Consider the following 17,193-nt stretch of genomic DNA (forward strand, 5'->3'; position numbering starts at 1 on the left):
TGCAGATGAAGGCGACGGAGTCCACGGTGGTTACCGCCGAGAACATCATTTCAGACGGTGTCGAGGCCCTGGCTGATCTGGACGCCACCGACGAGCGCGGAGTGTCCGCGGACCTCGTCCGGGCGTACCTCAACGGCATCGGCCGCACCCGCCTCCTGACCGCCGTCGAGGAGGTGACCCTCTCCAAGCGCATCGAGGCCGGCCTCTACGCCGAGGAGAAGCTCCCCGAGGCCGGCGAGGACCTCGCCCCGCTGCTCGAGATCATCGTCGCCGAGGGCCGCGCCGCGAAGAACCACCTGCTGGAGGCCAACCTCCGCCTCGTGGTGAGCATCGCGAAGCGCTACACCGGCCGCGGCATGGCCTTCCTCGACCTCATCCAGGAAGGCAACCTCGGCCTGATCCGCGCGGTCGAGAAGTTCGACTACACCAAGGGCTACAAGTTCTCCACGTACGCCACCTGGTGGATCCGCCAGGCCATCACCCGCGCCATGGCCGACCAGGCCCGCACCATCCGCATCCCGGTGCACATGGTCGAGCAGGTCAACCGCATGGTCCGCGCCCGCCGCGACCTCGCCACCCAGCTGGGGCGCGAGCCCGCGGTCGCCGAGATCGCCAAGGCCATGGGTGTGCCCGAGTTCCAGATCATCGAGCTCATCTCGTACGACCGCGAGCCGGTCAGCCTGGACCAGGCGGTCGGTGAGGACGGCGAGAGCGCCCTCGGCGACTTCGTCGCGGCGGTGGACCCGAACGCCGAGCCGGGCAGTGCGGTGGCCCAGGGCGAGCTGCGCAACGAGGTCGAGATCGTGCTGGCGACCCTGTCGGAGCGCGAGTCCGCCGTGATCCGCCTCCGCTTCGGCCTCGACGACGGCCGCCAGCGCACGCTGGACGAGGTGGGCCGCGAGTTCGGCCTGAGCCGCGAGCGCATCCGCCAGATCGAGAAGGTGACGATGTCGAAGCTGCGCGACCCCGAGCGGGCGTCGCGGCTGGAGGCGTACGCCGGCTGACGAAGCCGCCACAGATGTGAGGCCGGTTGCGGGGGCGCGACCGGCCTCCGCCATGTCTGGCATCATCTGCGGCTGTGGCAACCCACCTGTTCCGCGGCCTGAACCTGATGGTGCGGTTCGGGTTGGAGATCTGCGCGCTGGTGGCACTGGGCTACGGCGGGTGGCATCTGCCAGGACCGCTGTGGGTGCGTCTGGCAGCGGCCGTCCTGCTGCCTGCGGCCGGAGTCGTCGTGTGGGGACAGTGGGTGGCACCGCGGGCACGGCGGCCTCTCACCGATCCCCTTCGGCTCGTTCCGGAGTGGGTGGTGTTCGGGGGCGCGACCGTGGCGCTCCTTGCGTCCGGGCATCCGCCGCTGGCGGTGCTGATGGCGGTGGCGGCGGCGGCCAACCGGCTCGCTCTGCACCTGCTCGGCACGACCACCGGCGGGCGTCAGGGGGTGTGAAGGCGGCGGGGGCCGGTGTCGGGACGGGTGCCGGGTTCGCCGTACTCGACGGAGGCGTGCAGGACCGTGTAGCCGTCCGGGCGGGCCAGGACCGGGTTGAGGGACATGGCGCGGACCCGGGGGTGCTCGTCGGCGAGGCGGCCCACCCGCAGGAGCAGGTCGATCAGGGCGTCGCGGTCGACCGGCTCGGCACCGCGGTAGCCGTGCAGCAGGGGCGCCGCCCGCGGCTCGTCGACCAGGGCGGCGGCGGCGCGGTCGGTGAGCGGGGCCGCGCGCCAGGCCAGGTCGCCGAGCAGCTCGCTTGCCACGCCGCCGAGACCGAAGCCGACGACCGGCCCGAACGCCGGGTCCTCCACCACGTCGATCGTGCAGGCCACGCCCGGCGCCACCATCGACTGGACCAGCACGTCGGGGCCGAACGCCGTGGACAGCTCGCGGTAGGCGGCGCGGACGTCGTCCTCGTCGGCCAGGCCGAGGCGTACGGCGCCCAGGTCGATGCGGTGGCGCAGGGATCCGCGGGCCGCCTTCAGCGCGACGGGATACCCCAGGGCTCCGGCGGCGGCGATGGCCTCCTCGAGGGACGCTGCCGACGACGAGGGCTCGACGGTGATGCCGTACGCGGCCAGCAACGCCGCCGGCGGCCCGTCGAGCTCGGCCGCGTCGGGGTCCAGTCCGGACAGTGCCGGTAGTACCCCGGGCGGGCGGCGCAGCCACTCGGCGTACGAGGCCACGCGGCCCAGCGCCCGTACCGCTTCCTCGACCGACGGGTACGACGGCACGCGCGCGGGCAGCTGTCCGAGCAGGAACGTCGCGACGGTCGGCTTCTCCCCCGCCAGGGCCACGCTGCCGAGCGCGGCGGCGAAGTCGGCGTCCTCGTCGGGAAGCTGGCCTGGCAGCGGCGGGGCGAACACCACGACCAGCGCGTCGACCCGGTCGTCGACGGCGGCGTCGGCCAGGGCGTCGGCGAAGTCGTGGGCGCTCGCCTGCGGGCTGATGTCGTTCGGGTAGCCCTCGGCCACCGTCAGCCCGTTCGCGCGGCAGGCCGCCACGGCCAGCCCGGACAGCGCCGACGAGTTGCCGACCACGCCGACGCGGCGCCCGGACGGCAGCGGCTGGTGCGCCAGCAGGACACCCACGTCGAACAGCTCGGCCACGGTGTCGACCCGGATGACGCCGGAGCGGGCGAAGAGCGCGGTGACCGCCCGGGTGTCGGGGCCCGGCAGGTCGCCGGCCAGCCCCGGCGGGCGCGTCGCCGACGCCACCGCGACGACCGGCTTCACGCGGCTCATCCGCCGGGCCAGCCGGGCGAACTTGCGCGGGTTGCCGAACGTCTCGAGGTACAGCATGACGATGTCGGTGCCCGGGTCGTCCTGCCAGTACTGCAGCAGGTCGTTGCCGGAGACGTCGGCGCGGTTACCGGCGGACACGAAGCTGGACAGGCCGAGTCCCCGGCGGTCCGCCTCGGCCAGCAACGCCACCCCGAGGGCACCGGACTGGCTGAAGAAGCCCACCCGCCCCGCTGCCGGGAGGGTCGGCGCGAGCGTCGCGTTCAGGCGTACCGAAGGGTCGGTGTTGGCGATCCCCAGGCAGTTGGGGCCCACCACGCGCATGCCCGCCGCGAAGGCCGCGTCGACCAGCGCTCGCTGGGCGAGCGCGCCGTCGGCTCCCGCCTCGGCGAAGCCGGCGGAGACCACCACCAGGCCACCCGCGCCGGCGGCGGCCGCGTCCGCCACGGCCGAGGAGACCCCGTCCGGGGGTACGGCGATGAGCGCCAGGTCGACCGCGACACCGGGCTCGGTCGCCGACCGGTACGCGGGCAGCCCCGCCACCCGCTCCGCGCTGGGATGCACGGGCAGGATCGTCCCGGTGTAGCCGCCGTCGCGGATGTGACCGAGGATCGCGGCGCCGATGCCCTGCCCGCTTCGGCTCGCCCCGTACACGGCGACGGCGCGCGGGTGCAGGAGCCGCGCGATGGACTTGGCCTCCGTACGCTGCTCGCGGTTCTCCTGCACCTCGCGCGACTTCTCCGTCGGGGCGATCGGGAAGCTCAGATGCACCACACCGTCGGCGTACTGGCGCTGGATCTGGTAGCCGAAGTCGCTGAAGACGCGCAGCATCCCGGCATTCTGCGGCAGCACCTCGGCGACGAACCGCGTGATGCCGTTCTCCTGCGCGGCGTCGGCGAGGTGCTCGAGCAGCACCGACCCGATCCCCCGGCCCTGGTACGCGTCCTCGACCACGAACGCCACCTCGGCCTCGGGCGAGTCCGGGCCCAGCCGCTCGTAGCGGCCGACGGCCATGATCCGCGGGCCGGAGACGATGACGAACGCCTCGCGGTCGTGGTGGTCGACGTTGACGAACCGTTCGAGGTCGCGTTCGGGGATCCGCGGGTACGGCGAGAAGTAGCGCAGATAGCGGGTGCGGTCGCTCATCCGCGAGTGGAACTCCACGATGGCCGGTGCGTCGCCAGGGCGGATCGGCCGCAGGTGCACGGCACTGCCGTCGGAGAGCAGCACGTCGGCGTCTCTGGTCACCGGAACCTCCCCAGTCAGTCGCGGGGGTCGTGCGGGTCGAGGCCGTGCAGGGGGAAGACGGCCATGCGGGTGGCCATGACCGCCTTGTCGACCGGGTCGTGGGCCGTGCCCGGCTCCCACTTCTCGACCGCCGGCGTCATCCCGTCCGTGAGCGTCTCGGGGACGGCCCGGTGCGGGCACCGCTGGGCGGCGAGGCGGCGCCAGCCCGGCGGGGTGGGCGTGGCCGGGTCCAGCGGGTCACCGGTCGCCACCGCGAGCAGATGGGTCCAGGCCCGGGGCACCACCTCGACCAGGGCGTACCCGCCGCCGCCGGTGGCCACCCAGCGGCCCTCGCAGACCTCGTCGGCCAGGGCGCGCAGGGCGATGTACGCCGCGCGCTGCCCGTCCACCGACAGGCGCAGGTCGGCGAGCGGGTCGAGCCGGTGCGCGTCCGCGCCGCACTGGGTGAACAGCACCTGCGGCTGGAACGCGCGGACGACCGACGGCACGATGGCGTGGAAGGCGCGCAGCCAGCCCGCGTCGGAGGTGCCCGGCGGCAGGGCTATGTTCACGGCCGTACCCTCGGCTCCCGGTCCTCCGGTCTCCGCGGGGAAACCCGTGCCGGGGAAGAGCGTCAGGGGCGACTCGTGCACGCTCACGGTGAGGACGCGGGGGTCGTCGTAGAACGCCGCCTGCACGCCGTCGCCGTGGTGCACGTCGACGTCGACGTACGCGACCCGCTCGGCGCCGAGGTCGAGCAGCCGGGCGATGGCCACGGCCGGGTCGTTGTAGACGCAGAAGCCGGAGGCGCGGGCGGCCATCGCATGGTGCAGGCCGCCGGAGACGTTCACGGCCCGCGTGGCGTCGCCGGACCAGACCGCCTCGACCGCCGCGATCGTCGCCCCGCAGATGCGCGCGGACGCCTCGTGCATGCCGTCGAACACCGGGTTGTCCGGGGTGTTCAAGCCCCAGCCCCGGAAGAACGGGTCGTGCGGTGCGAGCCGGACCGCCTCGAGGTAGTCCGCGCGGTGGATCCGGGTCAGCGCGGCGTCGTCGGCCGGCCTCGGCACCACCATGCGGACGCCCGGACGCGTCAGCACGCCCAGCTCCCGCGCGAGCGCCATGGTCAGCTCCACCCGCACCGGGTTGAGCGGGTGATCACCCATGTCGTACGCGAGCAGCGCCTCGTCCCACACCACCGCCGTCGTACCGTCCGCCATGCCCGTCACTCTGCCACGCGGGCAGGGAAAACCGGTCGGCCACGGCCCGGAACGTCCGTTATCGTCGGCCGATGTACAAGCCGGTGCCCGCGCAGGTGGACCTGCCCGCCGTGGACCACGAGGTCCTGCACTTCTGGCACGCGAACAGCATCTTCACGCGCAGCCTCGAGCAGACCTCCGGGGGACCGCGCTGGATCTTCTACGAGGGCCCGCCCACCGCGAACGGCATGCCCGGCACGCATCACATCGAGGCCCGCGTCTTCAAGGACGTGTTCCCCCGGTTCAAGACCATGAAGGGGTTCCACGTGCCGCGCAAGGCGGGCTGGGACTGTCACGGCCTGCCGGTCGAGCTCGGCGTCGAGAAGGAGCTGGGGTTCGCCGGCAAGCAGGACATCGAGGCGTACGGGGTGGCGGCGTTCAACGCCAAGTGCCGCGAGTCGGTGACCCGGCACACCGACGCGTTCGCGGAGCTGACCGAGCGCATGGGCTACTGGGTCGACATGGACGCCGCGTACCGGACCATGGACCCGGACTACATCGAGTCGGTGTGGTGGTCGCTGCAGCGGATCTTCGAGCAGGGGCTGCTGGTCGAGGACTTCCGGGTGGCGCCGTGGTGCCCGCGGGACCAGACCGCGCTGTCGGACCACGAGCTGGCCCAGGGCTACGAGAACGACGTCGACCCCTCGGTGTATGTGCGCTTCCCGCTGACGTCGGGCCCGCTGGCTGGCAGGGCGTCCCTGCTGGTCTGGACGACGACACCGTGGACGCTGGTGTCGAACACCGCGGTCGCCGTCCACCCGGACGTGACCTACGTGGTGGTCACCGACGGGACCGAGCAGGTGGTGGTCGCGGAGCAGCTCATCCCCTCGGGATTCGCCGCGACGGGCGAGCGCTTCGCGGGCAAGGAGATGGAGCGGTGGGCGTACCGCCGGCCCTTCGACCTGGTCGACGTGCCGAATGCACACATCGTGGTGCTGGCCACCTATGTCACGACGGGCAGCGGAACCGGGCTGGTGCATCAGGCGCCCGCGTTCGGCGCCGACGACCTCGCGACCTGCCGGGCGTACGGGCTGCCCATGGTCAACCCGGTGCGCCCGGACGGCACGTTCGAGCCGGGCGTACCGCTGGTCGGCGGGATGTTCTTCAAGGCCGCCGACGCCCCGCTGGTCACCGACCTGCAGGCGCGCGGCCTGCTGTTCCGCTAGGAACAGTACGAGCACAGCTACCCGCACTGCTGGCGCTGCCACACGCCGCTGATCTACTACGCGCAGCCGTCCTGGTACGTGCGCACCACCGTGATCCGCGACCGGCTCCTGCGGGAGAACGAACGCACCACCTGGCAGCCCGCGACCATCAAGCACGGCCGCTACGGCGACTGGCTGACCAACAATGTGGACTGGGCGCTGTCGCGGTCGCGCTACTGGGGCACGCCGCTGCCCATCTGGCGCTGCGCCGAGGGCCATCTCACCTGCATCGGCTCGCTCGCGGAGCTGAGCGACCGCACCGGCCGCGACCTGAGCACCCTCGACCCGCATCGGCCGTTCATCGACGAGGTCACCTTCGCCTGCCACTGCGGCGCGACCGCCACCCGGGTGCCCGAGGTCATCGACGGCTGGTACGACTCCGGGGCGATGCCGTTCGCGCAGTTCGGGTACCCGTACAAGAACAAGGACCTGTTCGAGAGCAGCTATCCCGCGCAGTTCATCTGCGAGGCGATCGACCAGACCCGCGGCTGGTTCTACACGCTGATGGCGGTCGGCACGCTCGTGTTCGACCGGTCCGCGTACGAGAACGTGGTGGTGCTCGGGCACATCCTCGCCGAGGACGGCCGCAAGATGTCCAAGCACCTGGGCAACATCCTCGAGCCGATCTCCCTGCTGGACCAGCACGGGGCCGACGCCGTCCGGTGGTACATGGCGGCGGGCGGCTCGCCGTGGTCGGCCCGGCGGGTGGGGCACGGCACGCTGCAGGAGGTCGTGCGCAAGACGCTGATGACGTACTGGAACACCGTCGCGTTCCAGGCGCTGTACGGGCGGACGGCCGGCTGGTCGCCCTCGGAGGCGGACCCGGCGCCCACCGCCCGGCCGCTGCTCGACCGGTGGCTGCTGTCGGAGCTGCACACCCTGGTCCGCGACGTCGACGCGGCGATGGAGGCGTTCGACACCCAGGAGGTCGGCAGGCTCCTCGCCGCGTTCATCGACGACCTCTCCAACTGGTACGTGCGCCGCAGCCGCCGGCGGTTCTGGCGTGGGGACCCGGCCGCGCTGGCCATCCTGCACGAGGCCCTGTCCACGGTGACGCTGCTGCTCGCGCCGATGACGCCGTTCATCACCGAGCGGGTGTGGCAGGACCTCGTGGTGCCCGTGACGCCGACCGCCGCGGAGTCGGTGCACCTGGCGGCGTACCCGAAGGCCGACGCGACGGTGATCGACCCGGGCCTGGCCGAGCGGATGGCCCTGGCCCGGCGGCTGGTCGAGCTGGGCCGCGCGGCCCGCGCCGACTCGGGGGTGAAGACCCGCCAGCCGCTGGCGCGCGCACTCGCCTCGGCCCACGGGTTCGACGCCCTGGAACCGGAGCTGGTCGCCGAGATCGCGGCCGAGCTGAACGTCGCCGCGGTGCTGCCGGTGTCGTCGTCGGCGGACTCGCTGGTCGACACCACCGCCAAGGCCAACTTCCGGCCGCTCGGCAAGCGGTTCGGCAAGGCGGTGCAGGAGGTCGCCAAGGCCGTCGCCGCGGCCGACGCGGCCGCCCTGAAGCGCGAGCTCGCCACGGGTACGGCCACAGTCACGGTCGGCGGCGAGCCGGTCCGGTTGTCCCCCGATGAGGTGATCATCACGGAGACGCCGCGGCAGGGCTGGGCGGTGGCGGCGGAGGCGGGCGCGAGCCTGGCCCTCGACCTGCACCTCACGCCGGAGCTGCGCCGGGCGGGCACGGCCCGGGACGTGATCCGGCTCGTCCAGGAGGCCCGCAAGGCGAGCGGCCTGGAGATCTCCGACCGCATCGAGGTCCGGTACGCGACGACCCGGGAGGACACGCGGACGGCGCTGGACGAGCACCGGGACCTGATCGCCGCCGAGGTGCTGGCGACGAGCTTCGGACCGGGCGAGCCCGACGGCGGGACGACGCCGGCCGAGGACGCGGCGCTGGGCCTCCGATTCTGGCTCCGCCGGGCGTGACGATTCGGCAGTATCCGCAGGCTGGACTAGTCTTGTCGGACAACGTGCAGCTCCGGAGGGTTGACATCGATGGCGTCCAGGACACACAACACGAGCGGCGCGAACGCACACAAGCATGATCTGGTGGACACCACCGAGATGTACCTGCGCACCATCCTCGAGCTCGAGGAGGAGGGCGTCCCGCCGCTGCGCGCGCGTATCGCCGAGCGCCTGCACCAGAGCGGTCCCACGGTCAGCCAGACGGTCGCCCGCATGGAGCGCGACGGGCTGCTGACCGTCGAGAACGACCGCCACCTGCTGCTGACCGAGGAGGGCCGGGTCGCCGCGGTCGCCGTCATGCGCAAGCACCGCCTCGCCGAGCTGCTGCTGGTCAACGTCATCGGCATGCCGTACGAGGAGGCCCACGAGGAGGCGTGCCGCTGGGAGCACGTGATGAGCGACACCGTGGAGAAGCGGGTCTACGAGCTGCTCAACCGGCCGACCCGCTCGCCGTACGGCAACCCCATCCCGGGCCTCGAGGTACTGGGCATCCCGCCGGAGGAGCCGCTGGACAGCAGCGCCACGGTGGTCAACGCCGGCGAGCGCAACCTGGCGTTCCCGGGCCTGAGCGGCAGCGTCGTGGTGCGCCGGATCTGCGAGAGCGTCCAGACGAACGCGGGTGTGCTGCGGCAGCTGCACGCGGCCGGCATCGACCCGGGCGCGACGGTGACGGTGGCCCAGGAGCGCGACGGCGTGACGATCGACCGGTCCGGTGACAAGATCCGGCTGCCGCGTGAGGTGGCCTCGCGGGTCTTCGTCGACGCGCACTGAGCGGCCGAGCTCAGCCGTTCGACGTGTTCATCGCCTTCGCGAGGGACAGCAGCCGGGTCTGCATCCGCTTGACGTCCCCGCTCGCTGCGCCCTTCGCGAAGGTGAAGCGGAGTGTCTGGAGCTGCTTCGCGTCGCTGAGCCAGCCGATCTCCACCGTCGGGCCGTGACCGCCCGACGCCTTCGTCACCAGCCGGTAGCCGGCCTTGCCGAGGCCTTTCAGCCTCGTCGCCCCGCCCGGCATGAGCTCCTCGGTGAACAGCTCCGCGTCTGCCTTGGTGCTCTCCACGACCGAGAGCGCCAGGTACGGCCACTCCCCCGACATCGTCTGGACCACGCACGTCGACGTGTCGTCGACCTGGTCCGAGGCCGCGACCGAGAAGTCGACCCCGATCTTCTGCTCGATGAACGCGTAGTCCCAGAGGATGCACGCGCCGCCTGCGGACGCGGCCGGCTGCTCGACGATCTCGACGGGAGGCAGCGTGGCTACGGCATCGGCCCTCTTGTCCGAGCAGCCGGTGAGCGCGAGCAGTGCCGCGGCGGCGGCGAGGGCGATGGGACGCGTCCGCACCTGTGTGTCCTCCCGAGTGATTCGGGGCACACCGTACTGGCCCGAGGGCGCCGGTGGAAGCCCTGCTCAGGCACCATTCGTGTACGGACAGTGACGGCAACCGCGGCCACAGCATGTACCGCGGGCGGCCAGGAATCCCGCGGTGAGCACGAAGAGCCCGGTCTCCGGGTCGAGGTATCCGGCCCGACCTTCGGTGAGCGCCTCGGTGTGGGCCGCGAGGATCTCCGTGCGGCGCGGATGGTCGGGAGCGAGCCGCGACGGGTGCGGCTCGGTAAGCGGTCGCGCGTCCACCCCTGGACGATAGCCGACGCTACTTGACACTCGACGTCAAGTAGCGGCACGATGCCAGCATGCCGACGCGGACGGAGCTGGTCGAGCACATCGTGCGACTGCTCGACGTGCGGCTGCTGGACCCGCTCGAGATCCTCCTCGAGGGCGACGACGCGGTCGGGTCGCTGCGGCGGCTTGTGCGGGTCCGGGCCGGCCGGTGGGCCGACCTCATGCGAGGCGGGGACGACCGCGTCGCCGCCGGGGCGGTGCTGCGGCTGATCGCCACGCTGTACCCGTCCGACCGCGCGTTCGACCCCCCGCTGGAGTGGTGGCGCACACCGCTCGGCCGGGTGGTGGCGCACCGGGTCGGCCATCCGTCGGCCGAGTCGGTGTCGCTGGCCACGGCCGGGGCGATGCTCGGCATCACCCGGCAGGGCGTGCACGACCTGGTACGCCGCGGCAAACTGCCCCGGCACCCGGACGGCGGCGTGCCGTCGGCGGCGGTCCGGGACCGGCTGAGACTCAGTGACGAGCGCGAGCAGGGAGACAGCAATGATCAATGACCGGCTGGTCGACGCCGGGGAGCTGCCGATCGCCGTCCGGGACTTCGGCGGCGACAACCCGCCGCTGCTGCTCCTGCACGGCGCCGGCGGCAACCTGGCGATGCTCACCACGCTGGCGCGCGCTCTCCGGCCGCGGCACCGCGTCATCACGATGGACCTGCGTGGCCACGGGCGCTCCGGCGACGGCCCGTGGTCGTGGGACGCCGCGCTCGGAGACATCGCCGCGGTGACCGTACAGCTGGAACTGGACCGTCCCGCGGTGGCCGGGCACTCGCTCGGCGGCATGCTGGCGGTGCTGTGGGGGCAGCGACACCCCGAGGCGCCCGGGGTGATCAGCCTCGACGGCAACCCGCCGCCCACGCGGGCCGGCCACCTGCCCGGGCTCGACCCCTCTTCGGCGGCCGGCGAGCTGGCCCGGCTGCACACGCTCTTCGACGCCATGCAGGCGCAGGCGGGCCGGACGATCCCGGCCACGGACCTGCCGGACCTGGTCGAGCGCCAGCAGATGGCCGCCCGGGACATGGGCGCCAACGAGAAGGTGTGGATCGAGGGCTTCCGGCGCAACCTCGTGCATCGCGATGGGGAGACGTCGACGCGGCCGACGGCGGAGACGACCGCTTCCCTGCGTACGCTGATGAATGATCTTGATCTGGGGCCGGTGTACGCCTCGACGCCGGCGCCGACCCTCGCGGTGCTCGCGACCCGCGACCTGCCGGAGCAGGAGCCGTTCGCCGAGCTGTACGCCGCGCACCGGCGCTATCTGGTGGACCAGGCGGCGACGGGGGCGAAGGTGAATCCGCGCATGCGGTACCTGCAGCTGGCGGACGCCTCGCACGCGATGGTGGTGGAGCAGCCGGAGCTGTTGGCCAAGGTCATCGGCGACTTCCTGGAGCGGTGAGGTCCGCCGGCAACGGGCGGGCCGCTGCCGAGCCGAACAGGCCCAGCGCGATCGCGGCGACCACCACGAGCAGGGCGCGCAGGACGCCGAAGTGCTGGGCGAGCAGGCCGATGAGCGGCGGGCCGGCGAGGAACGCCCCGTACCCGACGGAGCCCGCGACCGACACCCGGATCGCCGCCCGCAGCGGGTCGTCGGCGGCCGCGCTCATGCCGACCGGAAAGCCCAGCGACGCGCCCGCGCCCCACAGCAGCGCGCCGGCGAGCACCGCCGGCACGCCGATGCCCGACACGACCAGCAGCAGACCCACGAGGGCCGAGACGGCGGTCAGCCGGAGGGCGACCACCCGTCCCCACCGCTCGATCGCCGCGCCGCCGAAGAGCCGGCCCAGCGTCATCGCGGTCACGAAGAACCCGAAGCCGACCGCGCCGACCGCCTCGGTCGCGTGGTACCCGTCGACCAGGCCGATCGCGAGCCAGTCGTTGGCCGCGCCCTCGGTGAACCCGAAGCCCAGCATGATCACGCCGATCAGCAGCGTGCGCGGCTCCCGCCAGGCATCCCGGACGCGGCCCGGCGGCGCCTCCGCGGCATGCGACGCGGGCACCGGCAGGAAGCGGCGCACGATGAAGACCATGATCAGGGCGGACAGCACGGCCGTCGCGAACACCTGCGTGGTGACGCTCACCGCCAACGCGGCGGCTGCCGCGCTCACCCCCGCGCCGGCCACCGTGCCGAGGCTGAAACCGGCATGAAAGCGAGGCATGAGCGTACGCCCGAGCCGGCGCTCCACGTCCGCACCCTCGACGTTCATCGCCACGTCCCAGGTGCTGTTCCCCATGCCGATGAGCACGAGCCCCACCGCGGCGACCGGCACCGATCCGGCGGCCGCGCCGATGCCCAGCCCGATCAAGCCCAGCACCACGGACATGCTGCCCAGCAGCACCGACCGGGCCGGACCGAGCCGCTGCACGAGGGGGCCGGACAGCGGGATGGCCGCCACCGCGGCCCCGGAGAGACAGAGCAGCAGCAGCCCGAACCCGGCCGGCGAGAGGCTCAGGTCGTCACGGATCGCGGGCGCCCGGGCAAGCCACCCACCGAAAGCCAGGCCGTTGGTGGCGAAGGTGACGCCGACGGCGACCTTGGCGCGCTCTTCGGTCATCACCTCTCGAACTTAACCGTTAAAGCTCAGCTCAACCACCGAAGCGCGGTGACCCCGCTCACCGCAGTTCGACCTCGATCCGGTCTTCGGTGAGCCATCGCAAGATGCGATCGAACTCCGGCACCGACTCCTGGGCCACCGCGGCGTCGTGCCACACGATGCGAAACGGCGACTCGGCTCCGAATCCACCCCTCACGCAGTCATGGAGAGCATCACCGTTCCACCCGAAGTAGCCGCCGGGGCCGTTGACGGCCTCGCCGATGGCGCAGTAAAAGCCTTCGACATCGGTGACATGGCGTCCGTCCAAGTGGTAGACGGTGCCGGCCGGCTTGTCCGGTGCATCGGCCCTGTGGTGGGACAGCGCGGCCCCGGACCAGCAGTGTCGGAGCTCCCGGTCATACCCCGCCCACAGCCCCGGCGCGGCGGGCCGGCCGGAATGCCAGAGATCCCAGATCTGCCGCGCAGCGCCGGGCAGCGCCCCGGTGAACGCCGTGTCGAAGGTGACGTCGAGGAGCTCGGCGGACAGCGTCGACGGGCGCACATCGGCCACCGATGCTTGAAGGCCAGCCCCGACCACGCCGGAGGCGGCGCCGTCCCGGTCGACGCTGTAGAGCGAAGCGCTGATCAGGCGGCGGTGGCGAGCACCTCCTTCAGCCAGCGCATCCAGCGCGCGGCGCAGTGGCGGGCAAGGCAGACACCCGAGGAGCGTCGCCTTCCTCACTGCGGAGGGCTCGTCGACGAACAGCCCTTCGACGTCGGAGCAGACGGCGACCGCAGTGTCGGACTCTCCCATGGTGCACTCGTCGACCAGCAGCCAGCGAAGCGGGACACGTTCGTCCCACCGCCATCGCCGGTCCTGCGGGCTGGACTCCTCGTGGGCCACCGGAATCCTCCCTCGGTCTGCGCTCCAGGCACCTACGACACGATGCCTCCCGCCCAGGTTCGGGCGGGAGGCATCGTCATGCGCTACGTGGAGATGTCAGCTGCAGCCCGAGGTCGAGCCGCAGCCCTCGCAGACGTAGCAGCTGCCCGCCGGGCGCATCTTCGTGCCGCAGGTGAAGCAGAGCGGGGCGTCCGCCGACGTGCCCAGGACGATCTCGAGGAGCTCCGTCGAGGAGTGCGCCGAGCTCGGTGCTTCCTTGTCGGCGTCGACCGGGGTCTTCGCCTCGGCTGCCGGGGCCGGAGCCGCCGGGGCCGATGCGGCGCCCACCGGCGCCGAGACCGGGGCGGACGCGGCCATGCCGGCCAGGTCCACGTTGGCCGCTTCCGCCGCCGCCTCGGCCGCGACCTGGGCCGCGCGCTCCTTGGCGGTGAAGATACCCAGCTCGGCGCGGGTGTCGTACGGCAGGAAGTCCAGCGCCAGGCGGCGGAAGATGTAGTCCATCACCGACGCGGCCATGCGGACGTCCGGGTCGTCGGTCATGCCGGCCGGCTCGAAGCGCATGTTGGTGAACTTGCTGACGTACGTCTCCAGCGGGACGCCGTACTGGAGCCCTATCGAGATCGCCACCGAGAAGGCGTCCATGACGCCCGCGAGAGTCGAGCCCTGCTTGGACATCTTGAGGAAGACCTCGCCGAGGCCGTCGTCCGGGTAGGACGATGCGGTGAGGTAGCCCTCCGCGCCGCCGACCGAGAACGACACCGTCTCCGACGGGCGCTTCTTCGGCAGGCGCTTGCGGACCGGGCGGTACTCGACGACCTTCTCCACGACCTTCTCGACCTGGGCCGGGGTCTCCGGCTCGGCCGCCGCCTTGTTGGGCTTCGCCGCCGACAGCGGCTGGCCCACCTTGCAGTTGTCGCGGTAGATGGCGAGCGCCTTGAGGCCCAGCTTCCAGCCCTGGAAGTGGATGTGCTCGATGTCCTCGACGGTCGCCGACTCCGGCATGTTGACCGTCTTGGAGATCGCGCCGGAGATGAACGGCTGCACGGCGGCCATCATCCGGACGTGGCCCATCGGGGCGATGGACCGCTCGCCCATGGCGCAGTCGAAGACCGGGTAGTGCTCCGGCTTGAGCCCGGGGGCGTCCACCACGTTGCCGTGGTCGGCGATGTGCTCGACGATCGCCTCGACCTGCTCCTCGGGATAGCCGAGGCTGCGCAGGGCGCGCGGCACGGTCTGGTTGACGATCTGCATCGAGCCGCCGCCGACGAGCTTCTTGAACTTGACCAGGGCCAGGTCGGGCTCGATGCCGGTGGTGTCGCAGTCCATCATCAGGCCGATGGTGCCGGTGGGCGCGAGCACGGACGCCTGGGCGTTGCGCCAGCCGTTCTTCTCGCCGATCTTGATGCCGTCCTGCCACTGCTTGGTGGCTTCCTTGACCAGCGCCGTGGCGACCGGGCTGTTCGGACGGATCTCGTCGTTGGCGGCAGCGTGCTTGCGCATGACGCGCTTGTGCGCCTCGGCGTTGCGGGCGTAGCCGTCGTACGGGCCGACGACGCCGGCGAGCTCCGCGGAGCGGCGGTAGGCCGTACCGGTCATCAGCGAGGTGATGGCGGCGGCGACACCCCGGCCGGCCTCCGAGTCGTAGGGCAGACCGGACGCCATGAGGAGGGCGCCCAGGTTCGCGTACCCGATGCCCAGCTGGCGGTAGGCCCGGGTGGTCTCGCCGATCTTCGGGGTGGGGAAGTCCGCGAAAGCGATGGAGATCTCCATCGCGGTGATGACGAACTCGACGCTCTTGACGAACTTCTGGACCTCGAAGCCGCCGTCGGCGTTCAGGAACTTCATCAGGTTGAGCGAGGCGAGGTTGCAGGACGAGTCGTCCAGCGACATGTACTCGGAGCACGGGTTGGACGCGGTGATGCGGCCGGTCTCCGGGTTGGTGTGCCAGTCGTTGATGGTGTCGTCGTACTGCAGGCCCGGGTCGGCGCACTCCCACGCCGCCTTGGCGATGTCGGTGAACAGCTTCCGGGCGTCGATCGACTCGATGACCTCGCCGTGCAGCCGGCCGCGGAGGTCGAACGTGCCACCCTCCTCGACCGCCCGCATGAACTCGTCGCTGACCCGCACCGAGTTGTTGGCGTTCTGGTACTGCACGCTGACGATGTCGCTGCCGCCGAGGTCCATGTCGAACCCGGCGTCCCGCAGCGCGCGGATCTTGTTCTCCTCGCGCGCCTTGGTGAAGACGAACTCCTCGATGTCGGGGTGGTCGACGTCGAGGATGACCATCTTGGCCGCACGCCGGGTGGCACCGCCGGACTTGATCGTGCCGGCGCTGGCGTCGGCGCCGCGCATGAAGCTGACGGGGCCGCTGGCCGTGCCGCCCGAGGACAGCAGCTCGCGGGAGGAGCGGATGCGGGACAGGTTGACCCCGGAACCGGAGCCGCCCTTGAAGATCAGGCCCTCTTCCTTGTACCAGTCCAGGATCGAGTCCATCGAGTCGTCCACGGACAGGATGAAGCAGGCGCTGACCTGCTGCGGCGAGGAGGTGCCGACGTTGAACCAGACCGGCGAGTTGAAGCTGAACACCTGGTGCAGCAGCATCCAGGTCAGCTCGTGCTCGAACACCTCGGCGTCGGCGGGGGACGCGAAGTACCGGTGGTCCTCGCCCGCCTTGCGGTAGGTCTTCACGACACGGTCGATCAGCTGCTTGAGCGACCACTCCCGCTCGGGCGTGCCGACCGCACCCCGGAAGTACTTGGTGGTGACGATGTTCGCGGCGTTGACGCTCCAGGACGTCGGGTACTCGACCCCACGCTGCTCGAAGTTGATCGAGCCGTCCCGCCAGTTCGTCATCACGACGTCGCGGCGTTCCCACTCGACCTCGTCGTACGGGTGAACACCCTCGGTCGTCCAGACCCGCTCGACGCGCAGCCCCCCGACCGCGGCGCCCCCGTTGCCAGCGCGGGTGCGCTGCCTACCTGCTGTCATGCCGTCACCGGCCATGTGTGTGCTCCCCCTCGAACGATCGCGGCTTCCCCACCGCGATCCGCTTTCCGACATCGGCACGGCTGTGGCCGCGCCATCTTTCAAGCCTTCTCTGGTACGCGCGGCGCCCCGTGGCGGCGGTGCAGTTCTCGCGCCTGTTGCGGGTGGGCCCGGTGATCCCGGACTACCACCGGTCCTGCCTGGCGGCGTGTGGTTACCGCTGCCGCCTCCGTCGTGCCTGGCGGCGAGTCGTTGCCGCTGTTGCGACCACTGCCGGCGGTCTGCGGCGCGGCCGCCCCTGACCCTGCCTCCCGGTCGTCTCTCGCGGCTTCCGCTTGCCGCCGCGGCGCGCCCTCCCCCGGAACGCTGCGCGGCATTCGTCCACCGCCACAATCGGTCACGCCCTCGGCCGTGCCGGCCGGAGCCGCCTCTGCCTTGGCAGCCGGTCTGTCCGGAACAGGCCGGCCGGTCGCGCTCGGCCGGTCGCGGTCAACCGCCTAGGGCGCCCGGTCGCCGATCTTGGGTGTCCGGCCTCCCGATCGTGTGGTGACGACATGCCGCACCGCCGACTCCTTGCTCGTCGCCGCGTCCCGCAGCTCCGTGATCTCCCGCTCGAACTCGTCCAGCGAGTCGAACGACTTGTAGACGCTCGCAAAGCGCAGGTAGGCCACCTGGTCCAGCTCTCTGAGCGGGGTGAGGATCGC

Annotated in this window: 12 protein-coding genes and 2 pseudogenes; 6 read left to right on the plus strand and 8 right to left on the minus strand. The window is 71.9% G+C overall.

Going from position 1 to position 17,193, the window contains the following annotated elements; genetic code table 11:
• The first annotated feature begins 5 nt into the window (after positions 1-5).
• Together sigB and AB0J80_RS07125 are read left to right on the plus strand one after the other, a co-directional pair.
• The gene (gene sigB / locus AB0J80_RS07120; protein ID WP_364701274.1) at positions 6-1,004 is read left to right on the plus strand and encodes an RNA polymerase sigma factor SigB; all 999 of its coding nucleotides are present in this window, start codon (positions 6-8) and stop codon (positions 1,002-1,004) included.
• Between the two features lie 74 nt (positions 1,005-1,078).
• A complete protein-coding gene (locus AB0J80_RS07125) occupies positions 1,079-1,447 on the plus strand; it encodes a YrdB family protein (protein ID WP_364701276.1) in 369 nt (122 codons plus the stop codon).
• On the opposite strand, the gene AB0J80_RS07130 is transcribed toward AB0J80_RS07125, so the two are convergent.
• Positions 1,435-3,981 carry a GNAT family N-acetyltransferase gene (locus AB0J80_RS07130; protein ID WP_364701278.1) on the minus strand — a complete coding sequence of 849 codons (2,547 nt, stop codon included), beginning with the start codon at positions 3,979-3,981 and terminating at the stop codon, positions 1,435-1,437. The two genes, AB0J80_RS07125 and AB0J80_RS07130, sit on opposite strands and share 13 nt — an antisense overlap.
• 14 nt (positions 3,982-3,995) lie before the next feature.
• A complete protein-coding gene (locus AB0J80_RS07135; RefSeq protein WP_364701280.1) occupies positions 3,996-5,180 on the minus strand; it encodes an acetoin utilization protein AcuC in 1,185 nt (394 codons plus the stop codon).
• Between the two features lie 71 nt (positions 5,181-5,251).
• Between AB0J80_RS07135 and ileS the strand changes: the two are divergent.
• Both ileS and AB0J80_RS07145 read left to right on the plus strand, forming a co-directional pair.
• Positions 5,252-8,356, plus strand: a pseudogene (gene ileS, locus AB0J80_RS07140) (isoleucine--tRNA ligase).
• A 69-nt stretch (positions 8,357-8,425) separates the two neighbouring features.
• Positions 8,426-9,166 (plus strand): metal-dependent transcriptional regulator, encoded by a 741-nt coding sequence (locus tag AB0J80_RS07145; RefSeq protein WP_364701282.1) that lies wholly within the window; start codon positions 8,426-8,428, stop codon positions 9,164-9,166.
• 10 nt (positions 9,167-9,176) lie between these two features.
• On the opposite strand, the gene AB0J80_RS07150 is transcribed toward AB0J80_RS07145, so the two are convergent.
• Both AB0J80_RS07150 and AB0J80_RS07155 read right to left on the minus strand, forming a co-directional pair.
• Positions 9,177-9,734, minus strand: a complete 558-nt coding sequence (locus tag AB0J80_RS07150; protein WP_364701284.1) for a hypothetical protein — start codon at positions 9,732-9,734, stop codon at positions 9,177-9,179.
• A gap of 66 nt (positions 9,735-9,800) precedes the next feature.
• The gene (locus AB0J80_RS07155; RefSeq protein WP_364701286.1) at positions 9,801-10,025 is read right to left on the minus strand and encodes a DUF5522 domain-containing protein; all 225 of its coding nucleotides are present in this window, start codon (positions 10,023-10,025) and stop codon (positions 9,801-9,803) included.
• Between the two features lie 59 nt (positions 10,026-10,084).
• Between AB0J80_RS07155 and AB0J80_RS07160 the strand changes: the two genes are divergently transcribed.
• A complete protein-coding gene (locus AB0J80_RS07160) occupies positions 10,085-10,567 on the plus strand; it encodes a hypothetical protein (protein ID WP_364701288.1) in 483 nt (160 codons plus the stop codon).
• A complete protein-coding gene (locus tag AB0J80_RS07165; RefSeq protein WP_364701290.1) occupies positions 10,557-11,465 on the plus strand; it encodes an alpha/beta hydrolase in 909 nt (302 codons plus the stop codon). The genes AB0J80_RS07160 and AB0J80_RS07165 overlap by 11 nt, the downstream gene beginning before the upstream one ends.
• Here the strand turns inward: AB0J80_RS07165 and AB0J80_RS07170 are convergent.
• The 4 genes and pseudogenes from AB0J80_RS07170 to AB0J80_RS07185 all read right to left on the minus strand — a co-directional run.
• Positions 11,440-12,621, minus strand: coding sequence for an MFS transporter (locus AB0J80_RS07170; RefSeq protein ID WP_364701342.1), 1,182 nt, complete (start codon positions 12,619-12,621; stop codon positions 11,440-11,442). The two genes, AB0J80_RS07165 and AB0J80_RS07170, sit on opposite strands and share 26 nt — an antisense overlap.
• Before the next feature lie 58 nt (positions 12,622-12,679).
• The gene (locus tag AB0J80_RS07175; protein ID WP_364701292.1) at positions 12,680-13,504 is read right to left on the minus strand and encodes a barstar family protein; all 825 of its coding nucleotides are present in this window, start codon (positions 13,502-13,504) and stop codon (positions 12,680-12,682) included.
• 96 nt (positions 13,505-13,600) lie between these two features.
• Positions 13,601-16,507, minus strand: coding sequence for a vitamin B12-dependent ribonucleotide reductase (locus AB0J80_RS07180; protein ID WP_364701294.1), 2,907 nt, complete (start codon positions 16,505-16,507; stop codon positions 13,601-13,603).
• Between the two features lie 479 nt (positions 16,508-16,986).
• Positions 16,987-17,193, minus strand: a pseudogene (locus tag AB0J80_RS07185) (transcriptional regulator NrdR); the annotation flags it as partial.

The sequence above is a fragment of the Actinoplanes sp. NPDC049548 genome (assembly GCF_040676695.1).
Classification (GTDB): Bacteria; Actinomycetota; Actinomycetes; order Mycobacteriales; family Micromonosporaceae; genus Actinoplanes.